This is a genomic window from Streptomyces sp. MB09-02B, from assembly GCF_033794485.1.
GTDB lineage: Bacteria > Actinomycetota > Actinomycetes > Streptomycetales > Streptomycetaceae > Streptomyces.
Genome location: NZ_JARGEE010000178.1, coordinates 1 through 17,935 on the forward strand (window position 1 = coordinate 1; position 17,935 = coordinate 17,935).

Annotated in this window: 20 protein-coding genes; 9 read left to right on the plus strand and 11 right to left on the minus strand. The window is 72.1% G+C overall.

Going from position 1 to position 17,935, the window contains the following annotated elements; genetic code table 11:
* The first annotated feature begins 303 nt into the window (after positions 1-303).
* The 3 genes from P1P70_RS23815 to P1P70_RS23825 all read left to right on the plus strand — a co-directional run bounded on the left by P1P70_RS23815 (position 304) and on the right by P1P70_RS23825 (position 2,152).
* Entirely contained in the window at positions 304-804 is a 501-nt protein-coding gene (locus P1P70_RS23815) for a hypothetical protein (protein WP_319241021.1), read from the plus strand.
* Positions 805-838: 34 nt separating this feature from the next.
* The gene (locus tag P1P70_RS23820) at positions 839-1,648 is read left to right on the plus strand and encodes an SAM-dependent methyltransferase (RefSeq protein ID WP_319241022.1); all 810 of its coding nucleotides are present in this window, start codon (positions 839-841) and stop codon (positions 1,646-1,648) included.
* Positions 1,649-1,726: 78 nt separating this feature from the next.
* Positions 1,727-2,152, plus strand: a complete 426-nt coding sequence (locus P1P70_RS23825) for a MarR family winged helix-turn-helix transcriptional regulator (protein ID WP_319241024.1) — start codon at positions 1,727-1,729, stop codon at positions 2,150-2,152.
* Here the strand turns inward: P1P70_RS23825 and P1P70_RS23830 are convergent.
* From P1P70_RS23830 to P1P70_RS23855, 6 genes are read right to left on the minus strand one after another with little or no spacing between them, the layout of a single operon-like run.
* Entirely contained in the window at positions 2,145-3,890 is a 1,746-nt protein-coding gene (locus P1P70_RS23830; protein ID WP_319241026.1) for a GAF domain-containing SpoIIE family protein phosphatase, read from the minus strand. The genes P1P70_RS23825 and P1P70_RS23830 overlap by 8 nt on opposite strands.
* On the minus strand, positions 3,887-4,957 hold the full coding sequence (locus tag P1P70_RS23835; protein WP_319241028.1) for an ATP-binding SpoIIE family protein phosphatase: 1,071 nt from the start codon (positions 4,955-4,957) through the stop codon (positions 3,887-3,889). The genes P1P70_RS23830 and P1P70_RS23835 overlap by 4 nt, the downstream gene beginning before the upstream one ends.
* Positions 4,957-5,397, minus strand: a complete 441-nt coding sequence (locus P1P70_RS23840) for an anti-sigma regulatory factor (RefSeq protein WP_239760176.1) — start codon at positions 5,395-5,397, stop codon at positions 4,957-4,959. Before P1P70_RS23840 ends, P1P70_RS23835 begins: the two co-directional genes overlap by 1 nt.
* Complete coding sequence (locus P1P70_RS23845) at positions 5,397-5,837, minus strand: STAS domain-containing protein (protein ID WP_319241030.1); 441 nt, start codon at positions 5,835-5,837, stop codon at positions 5,397-5,399. Before P1P70_RS23845 ends, P1P70_RS23840 begins: the two co-directional genes overlap by 1 nt.
* Positions 5,834-6,733, minus strand: coding sequence for an STAS domain-containing protein (locus P1P70_RS23850; RefSeq protein ID WP_319241032.1), 900 nt, complete (start codon positions 6,731-6,733; stop codon positions 5,834-5,836). Before P1P70_RS23850 ends, P1P70_RS23845 begins: the two co-directional genes overlap by 4 nt.
* A 58-nt stretch (positions 6,734-6,791) precedes the next feature.
* Positions 6,792-7,976, minus strand: coding sequence for a PP2C family protein-serine/threonine phosphatase (locus tag P1P70_RS23855; protein ID WP_319241033.1), 1,185 nt, complete (start codon positions 7,974-7,976; stop codon positions 6,792-6,794).
* Positions 7,977-8,081: 105 nt separating this feature from the next.
* On the opposite strand from P1P70_RS23855, the gene P1P70_RS23860 reads away from it, so the two are divergent.
* Entirely contained in the window at positions 8,082-8,513 is a 432-nt protein-coding gene (locus P1P70_RS23860; RefSeq protein WP_319241035.1) for a MarR family winged helix-turn-helix transcriptional regulator, read from the plus strand.
* A 185-nt stretch (positions 8,514-8,698) separates the two neighbouring features.
* On the opposite strand, the gene P1P70_RS23865 is transcribed toward P1P70_RS23860, so the two are convergent.
* Both P1P70_RS23865 and P1P70_RS23870 read right to left on the minus strand, forming a co-directional pair.
* The gene (locus P1P70_RS23865; RefSeq protein ID WP_319241037.1) at positions 8,699-9,103 is read right to left on the minus strand and encodes an STAS domain-containing protein; all 405 of its coding nucleotides are present in this window, start codon (positions 9,101-9,103) and stop codon (positions 8,699-8,701) included.
* 116 nt (positions 9,104-9,219) lie between these two features.
* Positions 9,220-10,047, minus strand: a complete 828-nt coding sequence (locus P1P70_RS23870) for an RNA polymerase sigma factor SigF (RefSeq protein WP_319241039.1) — start codon at positions 10,045-10,047, stop codon at positions 9,220-9,222.
* 381 nt (positions 10,048-10,428) lie between these two features.
* Between P1P70_RS23870 and P1P70_RS23875 the strand changes: the two genes are divergently transcribed.
* The 3 genes from P1P70_RS23875 to P1P70_RS23885 are packed head-to-tail and all read left to right on the plus strand — an operon-like array spanning position 10,429 to position 12,105.
* Positions 10,429-11,268: a SigB/SigF/SigG family RNA polymerase sigma factor gene (locus tag P1P70_RS23875; RefSeq protein WP_319241041.1), complete on the plus strand. Its 840-nt coding sequence runs from the start codon at positions 10,429-10,431 to the stop codon at positions 11,266-11,268.
* Between the two features lie 21 nt (positions 11,269-11,289).
* The gene (locus P1P70_RS23880; RefSeq protein WP_319241043.1) at positions 11,290-11,592 is read left to right on the plus strand and encodes a DUF5133 domain-containing protein; all 303 of its coding nucleotides are present in this window, start codon (positions 11,290-11,292) and stop codon (positions 11,590-11,592) included.
* 39 nt (positions 11,593-11,631) lie between these two features.
* Positions 11,632-12,105 (plus strand): ATP-binding protein, encoded by a 474-nt coding sequence (locus P1P70_RS23885; protein WP_319241045.1) that lies wholly within the window; start codon positions 11,632-11,634, stop codon positions 12,103-12,105.
* Between the two features lie 31 nt (positions 12,106-12,136).
* On the opposite strand, the gene P1P70_RS23890 is transcribed toward P1P70_RS23885, so the two are convergent.
* From P1P70_RS23890 to P1P70_RS23900, 3 genes are all read right to left on the minus strand, one after another.
* Positions 12,137-12,571, minus strand: coding sequence for an ATP-binding protein (locus tag P1P70_RS23890; RefSeq protein WP_319241047.1), 435 nt, complete (start codon positions 12,569-12,571; stop codon positions 12,137-12,139).
* Positions 12,572-12,735: 164 nt separating this feature from the next.
* Complete coding sequence (locus P1P70_RS23895) at positions 12,736-14,481, minus strand: SpoIIE family protein phosphatase (RefSeq protein ID WP_319241049.1); 1,746 nt, start codon at positions 14,479-14,481, stop codon at positions 12,736-12,738.
* Between the two features lie 205 nt (positions 14,482-14,686).
* Positions 14,687-15,775 (minus strand): glutamate--cysteine ligase, encoded by a 1,089-nt coding sequence (locus tag P1P70_RS23900; protein WP_319241050.1) that lies wholly within the window; start codon positions 15,773-15,775, stop codon positions 14,687-14,689.
* A 184-nt stretch (positions 15,776-15,959) separates the two neighbouring features.
* Here P1P70_RS23900 and P1P70_RS23905 point away from each other — a divergent pair, with 184 nt between their 5' ends.
* Positions 15,960-16,193 (plus strand): hypothetical protein, encoded by a 234-nt coding sequence (locus P1P70_RS23905; RefSeq protein ID WP_319241052.1) that lies wholly within the window; start codon positions 15,960-15,962, stop codon positions 16,191-16,193.
* Between the two features lie 294 nt (positions 16,194-16,487).
* The gene (rox, locus tag P1P70_RS23910) at positions 16,488-17,915 is read left to right on the plus strand and encodes a rifampin monooxygenase (protein ID WP_319241054.1); all 1,428 of its coding nucleotides are present in this window, start codon (positions 16,488-16,490) and stop codon (positions 17,913-17,915) included.
* Positions 17,916-17,935 lie beyond the last annotated feature (20 nt).

A 17,935-nucleotide genomic window follows, 5' to 3' on the forward strand; every position in this document is an offset into this window, starting at 1 on the left:
GGCGGACTTCCTCATCGCCTGAGGGCTCGGGGGTTCGGGTGCGTCGGCGGGTGCGGGTGCGTGGGGCTTCTCGCGCCCACGCGGCGGAGCCGCATGTCGACACAGCCCCGCGCTCCTGAAAAGCAGGGGCTGCGCCCCGTGCTTTTCGTCCCGCCGCCCGCGCGGATCACTACGCCCGCACAACCGGACAACCCCCGCGCGCACTCCCGTCGCCTCCCGGCCGCGCCCAGACTGGGGGCACCTCGGGGCCGGGCGCCGGTCCCGGGAGGCCGACATCCGCCGCGTGCCACCCGAAGGGAAGGGATGACACCGTCCCCCGCCCCCGCACTCACCCGGTACCGGACCCTGATCGTCGAGGGACACGAAGGGCACGGCAGGACCCGCCTGGTCGCCGAGCTGGCAGACCTCGGGTTCGAGGTCCGGCGGCTGCCGTCCGCCCTGCACCACCTGGACCCCGCCCTGCCCTGCCGCGAACTCCTCGCCGGCCCCGGACGCCTGGCCGTCGACGGCAACCTCATCGCGGAACTGGTCCACGGCCCGCTGTGCCGGGGCCGCTCCCGGGTCACCTGGATACAGGCCCTGGACCTCGCCGACGCCGTGGCCGAACGCGACGGGGCCATGCTCCACCTGACCACGCCCGAGGTCACCGAGGCGGCGACCGCGTACGCCCGGGTGTTCCGCACCCTCGCCCAGCACGTACCCGTGGTGACCCTCGATGTCGGCGAGCCCGGCGGCCCCGTCCACGGACCCGCCGCCCTCTCGTCCCAACTCTGGTGTGAGTCAGTGCAGTTGCCGATAGGTTAGCGACGACCACGCGATGTGAGGCAGGAGAGTTCCCATGGCAGACGGCCACCCCACTCCCGATCAGGAAGCCCTGTCGAAGATCGACACCACGGTGCCCCACTCGGCCCGTATCTGGAACTACTGGATGGGCGGCAAGGACAACTACGAGGTCGACCGTGAGGCGGGCGACGCCTACCGCGAGATCGCCCCCAACATCGAGACGATGGCCCGCGCCTCCCGCGTCTACCTCATCCGCACGGTCACCTTCGTGGCCCGCGAGCGCGGCATCCGCCAGTTCCTGGACATCGGCACCGGCCTTCCGACGTACGACAACACCCACCAGGTCGCCCAGAAGGTCGCCCCCGAGTCCCGCATCGTCTACGTCGACAACGACCCGCTCGTACTGCGGCACGCGCAGGCACTGCTCACCAGCACCCCCGAAGGGGTCACCGACTACGTCGACGCCGACCTGCACGACCCGGACACCATCCTGGAGGCGGCCGGGAAGATCCTGGACTTCGACAAGCCGGTCGCCCTGATGCTGATGGGCATCCTCGGCCACATCCAGGACTACGAGGAGGCCCAGGAGATCGTCCGCCGCCTCCAGGCAGCCCTGCCGTCCGGCAGCTACTTCGTCCACTACGACAGCACGGACACCGACGCCGAACTCAAGCGCGCCCAGGACGGCTACGACGACACGGGCGCCGTCCCCTACGTCCTGCGCAGCCCCCGGCAGTTGCACGCCTACTACGAGGGCCTGGAACTGCTGGAACCCGGCATCGTCTCCTGCCCGCTGTGGCGCCCGGAACCGGGCACATCCCCGGAGCCGACGGACGTGTACGGGGGAGTGGCCTACAAGGCGTAGCGACACCGGCCCGGGTCCCGCCGGGGGTGTGTGCGGGGACGGCCGTGTACTCCCGGGCACTTCGGGTAGGCCCCCCGCATGACCGGCCCCGCCGACTTCGACCGGCAGGTTCTCGACGCGGTGGAGAACCTGGTGCCGCTCTGGTTCTCGGCAGTGGAGGAGGTCACCCCGCGCCTGTCCCCGAGACAGATCCTGGCGCTCCGCGCGGTGCGCCGGCTCCCCGAGCTGAACCTGACGGGCCTCGCGGAGCGGCTCGGTGTCGGTCTGCCCACCGCCAGCCGGCTCTGCGACCGTCTCGAAGCGGCAGACCTGCTCCAGCGGTGTGTCCGGCTCGACGACCGGCGCGAGGTGCGCCTGGTGGTGACGGAACGCGGACAACGGTTCCTCGCGGCGGTCTCCGAACGACTGTCCGCGCGGCTCGGCGACGCCCTGGCGGCGTTGCCACCGGCGGAACGGGATCGGGTGGAGCAGGCGCTGCGGGCCCTGGGGGGAAGCGTCAGTTGAGCTGTGCCGTGACGCGCCCCGCGGCACGGCGCACATGGCAGAGCAGCAGGCAGACGTCGTCCTCGTGCTCCTCGTCCAGCAGGGGGTCGAGCAACTGGTCGGCCGACTCCTGGAGGTCCTCGTCCAGCAGCGTGGACGGCAGCCCGCCGAGCGCGCCCGCCAGCTGTTCGATGCCCGGGTCGATGCCCAGGGCACGACGTTCCACCAGTCCGTCCGTGTAGAGCGCCAAGGTCGAGCCGGGCGGCAGCGGCTCGGTGTGGTCGGCGATCTCCTGGTGCAGGGGGATGCCGAGCATCGCGCCGGGCTTGGCGTCCAGGATCCGCACCTCCCCCTCGGGCGAGCGCAGCACCGGCGGGGGATGGCCGGCCGCCGCCCAGGTGAGCGTGGGTTCGTGCGGGTGGAACCGGGCGATGACGGCTGTGGCGTACAGGTCGGGCTGAAGATGGTGCAGGAACAGATGGAGATGGGTGAGGAGCTGGCCGGGGGTCTTGCCGTCGACCGCGTACGCGCGCAGCGCCGTCCGCAGCTGGCTCATCATCACCGCGGCGTGCAGACCGTGTCCGGTGACGTCACCGATCACGGTGATCAGACTGCCGTCGGGCTGCCGGAAGGCGTCGTACCAGTCGCCGCCGATGTTCAGGCCCCGCGTGGCCGGCAGATAGCGCGCCGCCAGTCGCAGGCCCGGCGTGGTGGGCAGGTCGGTGAGCAGGGCCCGTTGCAGGGTCTCGGCGATGTCGCGGTTGTGCTCGAAGCGCCGGGCGTTCTCCAGTGCGACCCCCGCCCGCCGGGCCAGCTCGATCAGCATGAAGGCGTCGTCGGCGTCCCACCGCTCGCCGTCGGGCGGCGACAGCGTCAGCACGCCCAGGGGCGCGCCCCGCGTCATCAGGGGCACGCACAGCAACGGCCGGGTGGGGTCGAGCGCCGAGGGCGGCTGGTCGTCGACCCCGGGCAGCTCGCCGGGATGGTCGGCGGCGTACTGGGGACGCCCGCGGCGCGCGGAGACGACGGCGGCGGCCGGGCGCGGGCCGCCACCGGCCACCTCGCCCTCCTCGTCGAAGACCCAGACGTCGGCGCTGCCGGCGTACCGGGGCACCAGCAGGGACGGCAGCAGCCGCACGATCGCGTCCGGGTTGAGGGACGCGGTCAGGGCGGCGCTGGCGTCGGCGAGGAGGGTGAGCCGGCCGCGTGCGTTCTCGGCCTCCCTGCGGGCCTTCTGCTCGGCGTCGAACAGTTCACGCTGCGCGCGCCCGGCCGCGTCCAGTTCGGCGTGCAGGGCGAGCACTCCCTGGTTGGTCTGATGCAGTTCCTCGCGGTGGAACGCGACCAGAGCCTCCTTCTCTTCGAGCTTCTCCAGCAGCAGCCCCGCGTCCTCGTCGGCTCCGAACAGGGCCTCCGCGAGCGTCGTCGGATCACCGGCCACGTACTCGCTGTCCGGCAGCCGTACCTCCTCCGAGCAGGCGACCGTCAGCCGCCACGGCTGCCGGTACTCGCCCGGCCGCCGGTTGGCCGACGTCACCTCGACCAGGAACCGGCAGCCACCGGGTCTCGCCGTGACGGCCCGCGCCGTCAGCAGCCACGCGCCGCCCTTGGTCAGGCACTGGCGCAGCTGCGCCGAGAGCACGGACACCAGCCGTGCCCGGTCGGTCGACGACACCCCGTGCGCGGTGGCCAGCCGCGCGGTGGCGATACGCGCCCGGGCGGCGTCGGTGACGGAACGGACGGTCCAGGTACGGGTCATGGGAGGCGGTCCGGCGGGGAGGGGCTCAGTACGGCGACGGTGGTGTCGTCGCGGACCGGCCGGGCGGGGCTGCTCGCGTCGCGCACGATCACGGCGGCGATCACAGCGGGGTCGAGGGAGGGGCTGTGGGCGGCGGGCCCCGGGCTCCAGCGGCTGGGCAGACCGTCGCTGTGCAGCACGAGCAGCCGGTCGTCCCCCCAGTCCACCTCGTGCTGCGGAAGACGGGCGGCCCGGTGGGCGCCGACTATGCCGGGCCGGGACAGCAACGGCTGCCAGTCCGCGCCGGTGCGCAGCCGCGCCCCGATGTTGCCGACCCCGGAGAACAACAACCGGCCTGCGGCGAGGTCGAGTTGGGCGACGGCGACGGCCGCGCCCCGGGTGTCGCGCAGCGCGCCGTCCAGCCTCCGCAGCAGCTGGGCCGGAGGCAGCTCGGGAGCCCGGTACAGCTGTTCCACGGCCGCCGAGGAGGCCCGGGCCGCCGCCAGGCCGTGGCCCAGCCCGTCGGCCAGCATCAGCGTGGTGAGGTCGCCCGTCCGCACCCATGCCCAGGCGTCGCCGCTGAACTCCGCCCCGGCGAAGGGGACGTTGACGCCTCCGGCCCGCACGGAGGGGGCGGGGGAGTGGGCCCGACCCGCCCGGCGCCCCGGCCGGGCACCGAGCCGGGCCAGGGCGATGGTGCCCCGGCCCACCGTGCTGTGCAGGTCGAAGTCGTCGGCGACCCGGCGGCAGGTGCCGAGGCCCGCGCCGAGCGACGACGTCGTCGAGAAACCGTCGCGCAGCGCGCCCGCGATGTCGCGCACCCCCGGCCCGTGGTCGATCGCCACGATCTGCACCAGGGGCGCCGCACCGTCCGCCCGGTCCGGGTCGGGGCGGGAGACGACGTCCAGCAGTATCAGCCCGCCCCCGGCGTGCTTGAGCAGATTCGTCGCCAGCTCGGTGGCCACCAGCGCACAGCCGGCGGCGCGGCCCTCGTCCAGCCCGGCCCGCGCCGCGGCCGCCTCGGCGGCCACCCGGGCGTCGCGCACCCGGGTCGAGTCGTGCACCGGAACCTCCCAGACGCGTGGCATCAGCGCTCCTCGCGCGGGCGCGGCGCACCCGAAAGCCAGGACGTCACCGTCACCGAGGTGCCCGAGCCGGGCCGGCTGTCGATCGCGAACTCGTGGACCAGCCGCCGGGCGCCGCCCAGCCCCATCCCCAGCCCCTCGCCGGAGGTGTAGCCGTCGAGGAGGGCCTGGTCGAGGTCGGCGATACCGGGTCCCTCGTCGCTGAACGTCAGCCGCAGTCCTCGTGCGCCGCCCTTGTCCACGGGCTCGCACTCCATCTGGCCCCCGCCGCCGTGGACCAGGGTGTTGCGGGCCAGCTCGCTCGCCGCGGTGACCAGTTTGGTCTGGTCGACCAGGCCGAAGCCGAGCTGGGCGGCCGCCTGCCGCACATGCTGACGCACCCACACCAGATCGAGATCCGAGTGGATCGGCAGGCAGGCGGAGATGCCGCCGGCGGTCTGCATCACGGACTCTCCTGGCGGGCGTGGACGCGGCGGGGGAAGGTCGGGTCCGTTTCGCCGAGGAGGCGCAGCGCGTCCTCGGTGCTGAGCGCGGTGCGCAGCCCCGGCAGGGTCAGACCCAGCTCCACCAGCGTGATCGCCACGGCCGGACGCATCCCGGCGACGACCGTCCCGGCGGCGAGCAGACTCGTCTGGGCGGCGATGTCGCCGAGCACCCGGCCGAGGAAGGAGTCGACCATCTCCACACCGGAGAGGTCGATCACCACGCCCGTGGCACCGCTGCGCGCGACCGTGTCGCTGATGTCCTGCTGGAGCTGCTCCGCCGCCCCGTCGTGCAGATCGCCCTGGAGCGACACCAGGAGGACATGGCCGAGTTTGAGCACGGGGACGGGCGCCCCGTACGCGGACGGGCCGCCGTACGCGGCGAAGAGATCGCCGCTCACCTGGGCCCCGAACCGGCGCCGTCGCGGGACACGATGTCCGTGCCCAGCTGCCCGAGCGCGTAGGCCAGGGCGTCCGCCAGACCCGTGCGGGTCATCACCGAGCTGAGGTCGATGCCCAGGTGGACGATGGTCTGCGCGATCGGCGGCCGGATTCCGGAGACGATGCACTCCGCCCCCATCAGCCGTGCCGCCGCCACGGTCTTCATCAGGTGCTGGGCCACCAGCGAATCCACGGTCGGCACGCCGGTGATGTCCAGGATGGCGAACCGGGCGTGCTGCTCGACGATGGAGTCGAGGAGCCGCTCCATCACCACCTGGCTGCGCGCGCTGTCCAGCGTGCCGATCAGCGGGACGGCGACGATGCCCTCCCACAGTTTGATCACCGGGGTGGCGACCTCCATCAGCTGCAGCCGCTGCCGGTGGATGAGCTCCTCGCCCTCGTTGAGCGCCGTTTCCAGCACCACCAGGCGCAGGGTGCCCATCAGCACCGTCAGGGTCGTGGTGCACTCCCGCAGGTGCGCCGCGGGCGCCGCGGCGAACTCGGCCAGCAGCAGCTCGGTCACGGGCGGCCGCAGCGCGTCCACCTCGGAGGAGATCTGGGTCACAGTGGAGCCCGCCCGCGCCCGGGCGGCGGCCGTCCGCGCCAACTGCTCACGGACGACCTGGAAGCCGCCGGACTCCGCGTCCTCCACGCTGTCCGAGGCGGCCACGGCGGCGAGCGCGTCCACCACGGAACGGCCCGCCTCCACCGCCTCGTCGCGGGAGTGGGTGAAGACGGTGCGGAACAGCGCGGCGTCGGCCCAGCGCTGGGCGATCTGTTCCTGGCGGTCGCGCAGGAACCGCGCCACCTCCTGCGACGGTGTCAACTGCTGGCCTGCCGTGTCCTGTTCCGGCACGGTGTCTCCTCACGTGCTGTAGCGCCTCCCCGCTCCGGGGAACGACTGCTGGGCTGATTCATCGGTCGGTCCGGCCGGCACCCCCTCGGCCGAACCAGTCGAGACAGACCACGAGCGCGTCGTCGTCCGCCACGGTGGTGCCGCGGTGACCTGAGAGCTCCCTGAGCACCGCGCCGGGGACGTCGGCGGCGGGCAGCAGCCGGGTGGCGCTGATGGCGCGGGCCAGCGCCCGGTCCCCGTACGCCTCCCCGGCGGGTGTGGCGACGGAGTAGACACCGTCGCTGACGAAGACCAGCCGGTCGCCCGGTTCGAGCCGCAACCGCTGAGCGGTGTACTCGGTTTCCTCGAACATGCCCAGCGGCAGCTGTGCCTCCATTTCGACGGCGGTGACGCTCCGGTCGCGCAGCAGCAGCATCCGGGGCGAGCCCGCGTCGACGATCTCCAGGTGTCCGGTGGCGAGGTTCAGGTCCAGCAGGAGCACCGACAGGTGCTGGGCCCCGCCGTACTGGGCGTGCACGGCCTGGTCGGCGAGGGCCGCCTGCTCGGCGATGGGGGCGCCGGCCCGGCGGGCGTTGCGCAGCGCGTTGATCCCCAGCTGGGTCAGCAGGGAGGCCTCGATGCCCTCGCCCATGCCGTTGGTGACGTACAGCATCAGGTGGTCGGCGTCGGCGGACCAGTCGAAGTTGTCGCCGAAGATGGCGTAGGCGGGCTCCAGTTGGCCGCCGAGCGCGTACTCGGACCGGGTGGAGGAGCGGCCCGGCAGCAGCTGCCACTGCATCTCGGCGGCCAGCGTCAGCCGGCTGGAGCGGCGTGCGCGGAGGTACACGTCGGTGTCCCGTTCCGCGACGATCAGCTCGTGTCCCAGCACCTGGGCGAGCTCGGTCAGTTCGGCGAGGCACTCCTCGGCCTGCGCGGCGGACGGCAGCGTCAGCCGCAGCACACCCAGCCGGTCACCGCGCACGGTGACCGGCAGATGGAGCCGCACCCGGTTGTCACCACGTTTCTCCACGTACGGCTCCTGCGACCCGAACGCCCGGCCGGCCGGGCCGTCGTGCATGGGCAGGGAGTCCGGTGGGTCCGGGCGGGTGGACGCCGGCCGGAGCGTGGTGAGCGAGTAGTCGGCCAGGTAGAGCTCGACGTCCCGGGCCGACCAGGCGTCGGCCAGTACGTCGCCCAGAGCGTCCACCAGGTGGTGCGGAGCAGCGGAGCGAAGGGCTCGTTCGGCTGCCACGAATCTGTTCACGATGTCGGATACGCCATTCTTGCCAGAGCTGACAGTGTTCGAGATGCCTGGAAGAGTGGGCCTGTGACTTCCTCCTCCAACCCGCGGCCGGACGAGGTGGCGCGTGTGACCTCCGAGGCGGCGGAGCTGTTGGAGGTCGTGTGGGGACGCGCCTCGACGGCACCGGTGTCCGCCTCCCAGCTCCGCGTGCTGTTCATCCTGGAGCACAACGACGGGATCAACCTGCGGATGCTCGCCCACGCCCTCGGCTCCACACCGCCCTCCACCAGCCGGCTCTGCGACCGGCTGGAGGCGGTGGGCTTCGTCGAGCGCCACGCCAGTACGGCCAGCAGGCGCGAGCTGTGTCTGCGGCTGAGCCGGCGCGGGCGGTCGTACCTCGTGGACCTGCGCGCCCGACGCGAACGCGCCCTGCGGTCCGTGCTGGAGCAGATGCCGACCGCGAAACGAACCGCGCTGGTGGAAGGGCTGGAGGCGTTCTGCGACGCCGCGGCGGCGCAGATCCACGAGGGCGACGCCACGGACGCGCGGAGCGCCTGACCGCCGCCGACCCGGTTCCGGTTCGACAGCCTCATTCCAACCCTTCCCACACTCTCGGCCCCCGCCTTCACTCTGTTGCCTTCCGGATATAGTTGTCAAACGACAACCATTGGCCATGGGTGTGTGCCGCCGCGTCGGCGGATGATGCCAAGCGGCGCTGCTCGTCGGCGTATTGGGGGCGACGGCTATTCCCGCGCGGGCGGCTCGTCCGGAAGCGGGGCGACCTGCCCGGAGTCCACGGCGGCCAGCGCCTCGTCCACGCTGTCCACCGTGGTCACGGTGAGGCTCACACCGGTGAGGTCGAGTATCCGTCGTACGGCCGGAGCCGGGGCGATCACATACACACCGCCCGGGATCTTCCGCACCTCCTGGTACGTCCGCAGGATGATGTTCATGCCGGACGAGTCCATGAAGGGTACGGCCGACACGTCCAGCAGGAAATGCCGTCGGCCGTGCCGCAGTTGGTTCGCCAGATGATGCTGCAGCTCGGTCGCCGTGTCGATGTCCAGTTCCCCTTCGATCGTGAGCAGCACGGCGTCGGCCCGGGGCAGATCGACCTTGATCGACAGGGGGTTGTGGGCAACGGACACGAGAGCCTCCAAGGGGTTACCGACCGGGGCGGGCGCCCCGGTTCACGGATTCGACGCATCGACCGGCGATGCGCCCGTGCGCATACCCGCGAATCGTGCGGGCACACGGGCCCCGATCAGGCGACTCCCGGTTCCAGAAGGCCCGCGCGCAGCCGCTTGATGATGCGGCTGATCAGCCGGGACACATGCATCTGGGACACCCCGAGCTGCTCGGCGATCTGCGACTGGGTCTGTTCCTCCACGAACCGCAGGTGCAGGATCCGCCGCTCACGGTCGTCGAGTTCGGCGATCAGCGGCGCCAGCGAGTGGAAGTCCTCCACGAGTTGCAGCGCGTGGTCCTCCTCGCCGATGAGGTCGCCGAGCACGGTGTCGCCGTCCTCGCCGCTGTCGGAGGTGAGCGCCGCGTCCAGCGAGGAGGTGTTGTAGCCGTTGGACGCCTTGCGCGCCTCGATGACCTCCTCCTCGGACAGCGACATCAGCTCCGACAGCTCACGCGTCGTCGGCATCCGGCCCAGCCGGGACTGCAGTTCGTCCGTCGCGCGGGCCAGCTCCACCCGCGCCTCCTGCAACCGCCGCGGCACATGCACCGCCCAGCTGGTGTCCCGGAAGAACCGCTTGATCTCGCCGACGATGTACGGCACGGCGAACGTGGTGAACTCCACCTCCCGGGACAGCTCGAACCGGTCGATGGCCTTGATCAGCCCGATGGTCCCGACCTGGACGATGTCCTCCAGGGAGTCCTCGCGCCCACGGAAGCGCGAGGCCGCGTACCGCACCAGCGAGAGATTCATCTCGATGAGCGTGTTGCGTACGTACTGATAGGTGTGGGTGCCCTCGTCCAACATGGCCAGCCGGTCGAAGAACTGCCGGGACATCTCCCGCGCGTCCTTGGGCCTCACCTGTGACGGGTCCTCGATCAGGGGCAGGTCCACCCCGTCCGTCATGACCCTCCCCCGTGCCGTGGCCGTTGTACCTGCCGTCACGGCTGCCATGCTGTCCACCCCTCTCGCCCGAAGCCTTGTTGCCATCCCACGCTTGCCCCGCGAACGGCGAGTCAGTCCCCCTGAATCGGGAAAGGGACCGTGGCGCTCCCCACTCTGGCCGGAAGTCGCCGCCGATCCGGGTGACGGGGATCACGGAGCTGGCGATCCGTCACGGGGAATGCGCGCACCGTTGTTTGCCGTCCGGGTCGCGGGGCAATCGGAGTTCCACGCCTCCGTGCAGGAGGCACCCAGGCGGAAGCGGTGTTCCGCGCAAGGGCCCCGGTCGCCCGCCACCGTTTCCCGCCGCAAGTCCCTGAAAGCGTCGTTCAGGAGCGATTTCCCATGCTGGTCAATGTGTCCGCAAACGGTTCAGGCACCTCCGTCCGTCCCGGTACCCCCGACAGGAGGACGCACGACGACGCCCCCGACACCGCCACCGCCTTCGCCCGGCTCGCGGCGATGGACGCGGGACCCGAACGCGACCACGTCCGCGACGAACTCGTCCGGGCTTGGCTGCCCATGGCGCACCGCATCGCCGGCCGCTTCCGCAACCGCGGCGAGTCGTTGGAGGATCTGCGCCAGGTCGCGGCGATGGGCCTGGTCAAGGCGGTGGACCGCTACGAGCCCGAACGGGGGGCGTTCGAGAGCTACGCCGTGCCCACCATCACCGGAGAGATCAAGAGGCACTTCCGTGACCGGATGTGGACGCTGCGCGTCCCCCGGCGGGTGCAGGACCTCCGCAACAAGGTGCGCGTGGCACGGCGCGAACTCAGCCAGACCTCCGGCGGCGCCGCCGAGCCCTCTGTCGCCGACATCGCCGCCCTCGCGGGCCTCACGGAGGAGGAGGTCCACGCCGGGATGGAGGCGCTCGACAGCTTCAGCGCCCTCTCGCTGGACGCCGAGATGGCCTCCGGCGACGACGGCTACAGCCTCGCCGACACCCTCGGCGCCCCCGACGCGGCGTACGACACCGTCGTGGACCGCGAGTCGGTCAAGGAAGGGCTGCGCCGACTGCCCGAACGTGAGCGGGCCATCCTCTACATGCGCTTCTTCGAGGACATGACCCAGAACCGCATCGCCGACCGCCTCGGCATCTCGCAGATGCACGTCTCCCGCCTCATCAGCCGCAGCTGCGCGCGCGTCCGCGAAGAGGCCCTCGGCCGCACCACGCCCACCGTCTGACGACCCCCAGGAGCTGAACAGATGCTGATGCCCCACCCCGCGACCCTGCGCCGGCTCGTCGAGGAGTACGAGTCGGTCGTCGCCCACGGGGGCGAGCGAGGCGATCCGCAGAGCGCTCGCCGCGCGCAGGACCTGGCGTACACGTTGTGCGTGTCCACGGGCACCCGCGACGTCCGCCGGGCCCTGGACGCGGCACGCGCCCAGCTCGCCGCCGCGCAGGCGACCGCGACCGCGGAGCTGTGCGGGACCGGGACGACACTCCCGGGAGATCCCGGCAGCCATGGTCCGGGCGGGAGCGGGTATGCGGCGCTTCATGAACAGTGACGAACCCAGCTGTCCCGAGTCGCCGACCCCGAACATGCCATGACATCGATGGAACGCCGCCCGCTCGTGCACCACGACACCGCTCCCGCGCAGGCGGAAGGGTCTGACGCCCGACCGGCGCGGACGCCGGTCGCGATCACCACCGCCGCGGCGGCCCGCCGCCATGTGCGGGCGTTCGTGGGGGAGCGGTGGCGTTCCTCGGCGGGGCCACCGACCGAGCAGTCGATGATCGATCTCATTCTCGTCGTGTCAGAACTGGTCACCAACGCGGTCCGGCACGGCGGCGGTATCGCCGGGTTCGACGTCGCCCTCACCGCCGAGGGCGTGCGGCTCAGCGTGCGCGACCACAGCGCCGCCGTGCCCGTGGGTCTCCACGGGCCCGGCGCGCTGCCCCGCGCCCACGAGGGCAACGGCTACGGCTGGCCGCTGATCAACCGCCTCTCCAGCAAGGTCGACGTCGTGCGCCGCGCGTCAGGCGGCAAGACCATCAGCGTGCTGGTGCCGCTGGCCTGAGGCCTCACCCCGGTGCCACTGGCCTGAGGCCTCACCACGGCAGGAACACGTGGACGTCCTTGCCGTGGTCGTGCACGACCACGCTCACTTCCTCGCACAGCGTCTGGATCAGATACCAGCCGATACCGCCGCCGCCCTTGCTGGGACTGAAGGGGCGTGGTGCGGGCGACGTCGTGCTCGTGTCCCCGAGCGTCACGTGCACCCCGTCCAGGGTGCGCCGCATCGTCAGCTCGAACCGCCCCGGCGCGTACTGAACCGCGTTGGCGGCCAGCTCCGTGACCACCAGCAGGATGTCGTCCCAGTGCTCGACAGCCGCCGGCGGTGAGGTGCGTGAGAGGACGCCCAGGAACCCCTCCGCGGCTGTACGCGCCCCCGTCACGTCGCCGAGTTCTCCGTCGAAGGCGGCGTGGCTGTCGTAAATCTCCTCGGCAGGCAGTTTGTCGTCCCTACGTGGCTCTGTTGACATCTCGTCGTCCCCGGCTCGGCTGCTTGAGGCGGACGCGATGGCGCGTTCCCCTCCGACGCTCGTGTTTCCCGTGCGGAGAGCTGCTACGCGTGCGAAAGCGTAGGGATGTGTGGGGTCTTGGGGAAGACCGTGGTCTTCCGGAGTCCCCGGCCGGTGTCGGCGCTCTACCGGTCACCCGCCTCACCGTCCTCGTCGGGTGTCCGGAAGACCAGCAGGGCCACGTCGTCGTCGTTGTCGACGGGGCGGGCGCGCTCCAGCAGCAGGTCGCAGAAGACGTGCAGGGGCCGGTGGACGAGGGCCGCCGCGTGCTGGCGCAGCCGGGCCAGGCCCCGGTCGAGGGTGTGCCCCGGGGACTCGATCAGACCGTCCGTGTACAGCACCAGCGTGGACTTCGGCGGCAGAGGGGTGAGTGTGTCGGTGCGGGCTCGGACCAGTCCCGTACCGAGCAGGTGGTCGTGCTCCTCGTCCAGGAACAGGGACCTGCCGTCGTGGGTGATCAGCAGCGGCGGCGGATGCCCCGCGTTGGTCCACCGCAGGGCCCACGTGTCGTCGTCGCGCTCGACCCGGCCGAAGATCAGCGTCGCCATGGACGCCTCGGTCACGTTCACCACGGCCCGGTCCAGCCGCTCCACGATCGAGCTCGGCGGCTCCTCCAGCGCCCACGCGTAGGCCCGGAGCATGTTGCGGACCTGCGCCATCCCGGCCGCCGCGTCGATGTTGTGTCCGACGACGTCCCCGATGGCCACCGCCGTGGACCCGTCGGCCAGCGAGAACGCGTCGTACCAGTCGCCGCCGACCTGTGCGGACTTCGACGCCGACTCGTAGCGCGCGGCCATCCGCAGCCCCGGCACCTCCGGCATCTGCGGCAGCAGATGGCGCTGCATGGTCTCCGCGATGTGCCGCTGCCGTTGGTACAGGCGCGCGTTCTCCAGCGCCAGCCCGGCCCGGCGGGCGATGTCGTCCAACAGGGACAGCTCGGCGTCGGTGAAGGCCCCCGGCCGCTCGCTCAGGCCGAGCGTGAGAGCGCCGAGCACGGCGCGCGGTCCCCGGATGGGCGCGATGGCCGCAGAGCGCAGCCCTGCCTCCTTGAACAGCCTCTGCTGGGCGACCGTGATCCCCGAGTCCGCCGGCCCCTGGTAGGTCTCCGGCCCGGCGAGGGTCGAGGCCGCCCCGCGCAGCGCCCGGGACAGCGGCATGAGCGATTCCTCGTGCACCGGCGGGAGCGGGCCCTCCAGCTCCTCGCGCCGCACCACCACGCCGTCGCGGTGGGTCGCCACCGTGGTCCGCCAGACGTCGTCGCTCTCGGTGATCAGGTCCACGATGGCCCAGTCCGCAAGCCGTGGCACCACCAGCCGCACCAGGCGGGCGACCGCCTCCTCGGCGTCCAGGGTCGAGCTCAGCCGGGTTGTCGTCTCGGCGAGCAGCGCCAGCCGGTCCAGCTGGGACAGCGCCGGCGACTTGCCGTCCGGGACGGCGGCGTCGGTCTGCGGGACGTTCGTCTCCGGGGCGTACTCGTGGAAGAGGACCATCGCGCCGGTCGCGGACCCTTCGAGCCGACACGGGGTGACCAGCCAGGTCACCGGCAGCAGCGTGCCGTCGCCGCGCAGGAACCACTCCCGGTCCCCGCCGCCGGTGCGGCCACTGAGGAAGGCGCGCATCATCGCGCACGCCGCCCGCGGCACCGTGTGCCCCAGCCGGTCCCGGTGCAGCAGCTCGTCGGCGTCCTGTCCGACGAGTTCGCCGGCCGTGCGGCGGAGCAACTCCTCGGCCCGGGGGTTCACCGCTACGACCAGGCCGTTGTCGTCCACCACGTACATACCGGCGTCCACGAGGTCGGGCAGCCCCTCCGGTGACCGCACCGCCGGGCCCGGCGGCCGCCGTTCGGTGTGATCCGGGCTCCACGCGCTCATGTTCGGGCTCCTCCGGTTCCGTCGCGGACGGAACGGTCGTAGACGTCGACGGACGCTTCCGCCGTGTGTGCTGCACGCATTACCCCGTCCTCGACGACCTACGCGCACGAGGTCCTGGACCGCAGGTGGGAGCGGGTGCGCGGGTCCCCGCGCCGACGGTCGCCAGGGGCCCGCGGAGCTGCCGGAGCGGCCGGAGGCGCCTGGGTCAGGCCTGGGTGTGCCGTACGCAGGCCGCGACGACCTCGCGCAGGCTCCCCGTCCGGGCCATCACCTCGCGCTGCACCCGGGCCCCGTTGCCGCGCCCCGTCAGCTCGGCGACGGCGTCCCGGGCCAGGTCGGCGTCCCCGTGGTCGACGAGGGCCTCCTCGACGTGGTCGAGCAGCGAGCGGATCACGTCGTGGGCGGGCCGGGGCCGCATCGTGACCGGGTCGAGGAGGTTCTCGGAGATCCCGGAGCGGGCGGCCCGCCACGTGGCCAGCCGCAGCAGTCCCGCACTGTGCGGGAGCGGCTCCACACCGGCCCGCCACTCACGGGCCGCGGTCTCCACGAGCCCCCGGGCGAGGGCCGCGACCAGGACCGCCGTGTCGGGGTGCAGACAGACGTCAGCGACCCGTATCTCGACGGTCGGGTACCGCTGGGACAGCCGCGCGTCGAAGTAGATCATGCCCTCGTCGCGTACGACTCCCGTGGCGATCAGGTCCGTGACGCACTGGTGGTACCGCTCCGCCGAGCCGAAGACATCCGTCGGCCCGGCCATCGGCCACATGTCCCAGACCTGGCTGCGGTAGCTGGCGTACCTGCTGTCGTGGCCCTGCCAAAAGGGGGAGTTGGCGCTCAGGGCCGTCAGCACGGACAGCCACGGCCGCATGCGGTCCAGGACGGCCACGCCCTCGTCGTCGGACTCGACGGACACATGGACATGGCAGCCGCAGACCAGCTGCACCTGCGTGTGCAGACCGAACTCCCGCGCCATCCACCGGTACCGGCTGTTCACGGTGATCGTCGGACTCACCGGCAGCGGAGACGTCGCCAGCGCGACGACCGCGCTGCCGAGCCCCTCGGCATGGCGGGCCGCGTCCTTGCGGCAGCGGACGATCTCGGCCCCCAGATCGGCCATCGACGACTGCGGGTGGGTCGCGAACTCCACCTGCTCGTCGTGCAGCTCCTTCTCGAACACGTCCTGGCCCGAGCCCTCCAGCGCGGCCCGCGCGAGCACTGCCGCGGCCCGCGCCTGCGGCTCCCCGGTCTCCGGGTCGACCAGGAGGAGTTCCTCTTCCACACCGACGGTACGCACGTCATCCGGCCCTTCTGCCCTAGGTGGTGAGAGCCGTGTGCCCTCGGACGACGCCGGGACACCTCACCGGACGGTGTGCGGGCCGTGGCCGTGTACGCGGCGGTGGCCCGGGTACCCGTGCCGCGCTTCGGGAGCCGCGCCGGACAGGCGCGGGCCCCCAGTCCGTGACACGGAGGAGGAGAACGTGACCAGCACCGCCGAGACGGGCCGCGTGACCGGTACCGCCGACAAGGACTACAACCTGATCTGGTACGTGGAGGCCTGCCTCAACAACGCGCTGCGCCTGGAGTCGTACATCGAGGACGCGGAGCGGGAGAAGGACACCGAGGTGATCGAGCTGTTCCGCAAGGCACAGGCCCACAGCCGCAAGGGCGCCGACCTCGGCAAGGAACTCCTGCGGCGGCGTCTGAGCGACTGACGGTGCTCCCGGGCCGCGTGCGGTCCGGGAGAACATCGCACGCTCCGTTCCCGGCACAGCGCCATTGTGGGCACGCCCCGGGCCGTCACGCGAACCGGAGGAGAGCGGCTCACGAGACCCGGAGGAGAGCGGCTCACCGGACCCGGAGGAGAACGACAAAGGCAAGGAGGTCCAGTCCTCCTTGCCTGTCTCAACGTATAGCGCACCGGGGGGCTTGCGGCAAGACCCTCCCCGTGCCGCAGAATCGCCGACCGAAGCGAGAAGCGACGCACATCTGCGCACATGGGGGTTGAGATGATCGACGTGATCGTCGTCGGGGGCGGACCGACCGGGTTGATGCTGGCGAGCGAGCTGCGACTGGCCGGTGTGGGGACGGTCGTACTGGAGCGGCTGACCGAGCCGACCGGGGAGTCCCGGGGACAGGGCCTGCACGCGCGCAGTGTCGAGGTGATGGACCAGCGCGGCCTGCTGGAGAGGTTCCTCGCGGTCAGTGACAAGTTCCGGGTCGGCGGCCTCTTCGGCGGCATCATGAAGCCCTGGCCGGAGAGCCTGGACACAGCACACGCGTACGGCGTGGCCACCCCGCAGCCGGTGACCGAGCGCATCCTCCAGGAACGCGCGCTGGAACTCGGCACCGACCTCCGGCGCGGCAGCGAACTGGTCGGGCTCGACCAGGACGAGGACGGGGTGACCGCGGAACTGGCGGACGGCACACGGCTGCGCGCCCGCTATCTCGTCGGCTGCGACGGGGGCCGCAGCGCGGTGCGCAAGCTGCTCGGCGTCGGATTCCCGGGCGAGCCCGCCACGGTCGAGACGCTGCTGGGCGAGATGGGAGCGACCGAGGACCCGGCGACGGTCACCGCGGTCGTCGAGGAGGTGCGCAAGACCGAGCTGCGGTTCGGCCTCGCTCCTCTGGCGGACGGGAACTACCGCGTGCTCGTACCCGCCGAGGGGGTGTCCGAGGACCGTACGGCCCCGCCGACCCTGGACGAGTTCAGGCAGCGGCTGCGGGACTTCGCGGGCACCGACTTCGGTGTCCACTCACCGCGCTGGCTCTCCCGGTTCGGCGACGCCACCCGGCAGGCCGAGCGCTACCGGGTCGGCCGGGTGCTGCTGGCCGGCGACGCGGCGCACATCCATCCGCCGACCGGCGGCCAGGGACTCAACCTCGGTGTGCAGGACGCCTTCAACCTGGGCTGGAAGCTGGCCGCCGCCGTCAACGGCTGGGCGCCGGAAGGGCTGTTGGACACCTACCACGGCGAGCGGCACCCGGTCGCCGCCCGCGTGCTGGTCAACACCCGTGCGCAGATCACCCTGCTGGGGTCCGCGCCGGGGCCGACCGCGCTGCGGGAGCTGCTGTCGAAGCTGATGGACTTCGAGGAGGTGAACCGGTACGTGACCGGGATGATCACCGGGGTGGACGTCCGCTACGACCTCGGCGACGGTCACGACCTGCTCGGCCGCCGGATGCGGGACCTGCGGCTGAAGCGGGGACGCCTGTACGAGCTGACGCACGACGGCCGCGGCCTGCTGCTCGACCCGGCGGGGGCGCTCTCGGCGGAGGGCTGGGCGGACCGGGTCGACCACGTGGTCGACTCCGCCGAGGACCTGGACGCGCCCGCGGTCCTCCTGCGGCCCGACGGCCACGTGGCATGGGCCGGCGAGGACCAGCGGGACCTGCTCGACGCACTCGCCCGCTGGTTCGGGGCCGCGACCGGTTGAGGGGAGGGCGGTTGTGGGGG

Excerpts from the sequence above, each read along its gene's own strand:
- P1P70_RS23815 (WP_319241021.1), top strand. The coding sequence starts at position 304 with ATGACACCGTCCCCCGCCCCCGCACTCACCCGGTACCGGACCCTGATC.
- P1P70_RS23820 (WP_319241022.1), top strand. The coding sequence starts at position 839 with ATGGCAGACGGCCACCCCACTCCCGATCAGGAAGCCCTGTCGAAGATC.
- P1P70_RS23825 (WP_319241024.1), top strand. The coding sequence starts at position 1,727 with ATGACCGGCCCCGCCGACTTCGACCGGCAGGTTCTCGACGCGGTGGAG.
- P1P70_RS23830 (WP_319241026.1), bottom strand. The coding sequence starts at position 3,890 with ATGACCCGTACCTGGACCGTCCGTTCCGTCACCGACGCCGCCCGGGCG.
- P1P70_RS23835 (WP_319241028.1), bottom strand. The coding sequence starts at position 4,957 with ATGCCACGCGTCTGGGAGGTTCCGGTGCACGACTCGACCCGGGTGCGC.
- P1P70_RS23840 (WP_239760176.1), bottom strand. The coding sequence starts at position 5,397 with ATGCAGACCGCCGGCGGCATCTCCGCCTGCCTGCCGATCCACTCGGAT.
- P1P70_RS23870 (WP_319241039.1), bottom strand. The coding sequence starts at position 10,047 with ATGACGGACGGGGTGGACCTGCCCCTGATCGAGGACCCGTCACAGGTG.
- P1P70_RS23875 (WP_319241041.1), top strand. The coding sequence starts at position 10,429 with ATGCTGGTCAATGTGTCCGCAAACGGTTCAGGCACCTCCGTCCGTCCC.
- P1P70_RS23880 (WP_319241043.1), top strand. The coding sequence starts at position 11,290 with ATGCTGATGCCCCACCCCGCGACCCTGCGCCGGCTCGTCGAGGAGTAC.
- P1P70_RS23885 (WP_319241045.1), top strand. The coding sequence starts at position 11,632 with ATGACATCGATGGAACGCCGCCCGCTCGTGCACCACGACACCGCTCCC.
- P1P70_RS23890 (WP_319241047.1), bottom strand. The coding sequence starts at position 12,571 with ATGTCAACAGAGCCACGTAGGGACGACAAACTGCCTGCCGAGGAGATT.
- P1P70_RS23895 (WP_319241049.1), bottom strand. The coding sequence starts at position 14,481 with ATGAGCGCGTGGAGCCCGGATCACACCGAACGGCGGCCGCCGGGCCCG.
- rox (WP_319241054.1), top strand. The coding sequence starts at position 16,488 with ATGATCGACGTGATCGTCGTCGGGGGCGGACCGACCGGGTTGATGCTG.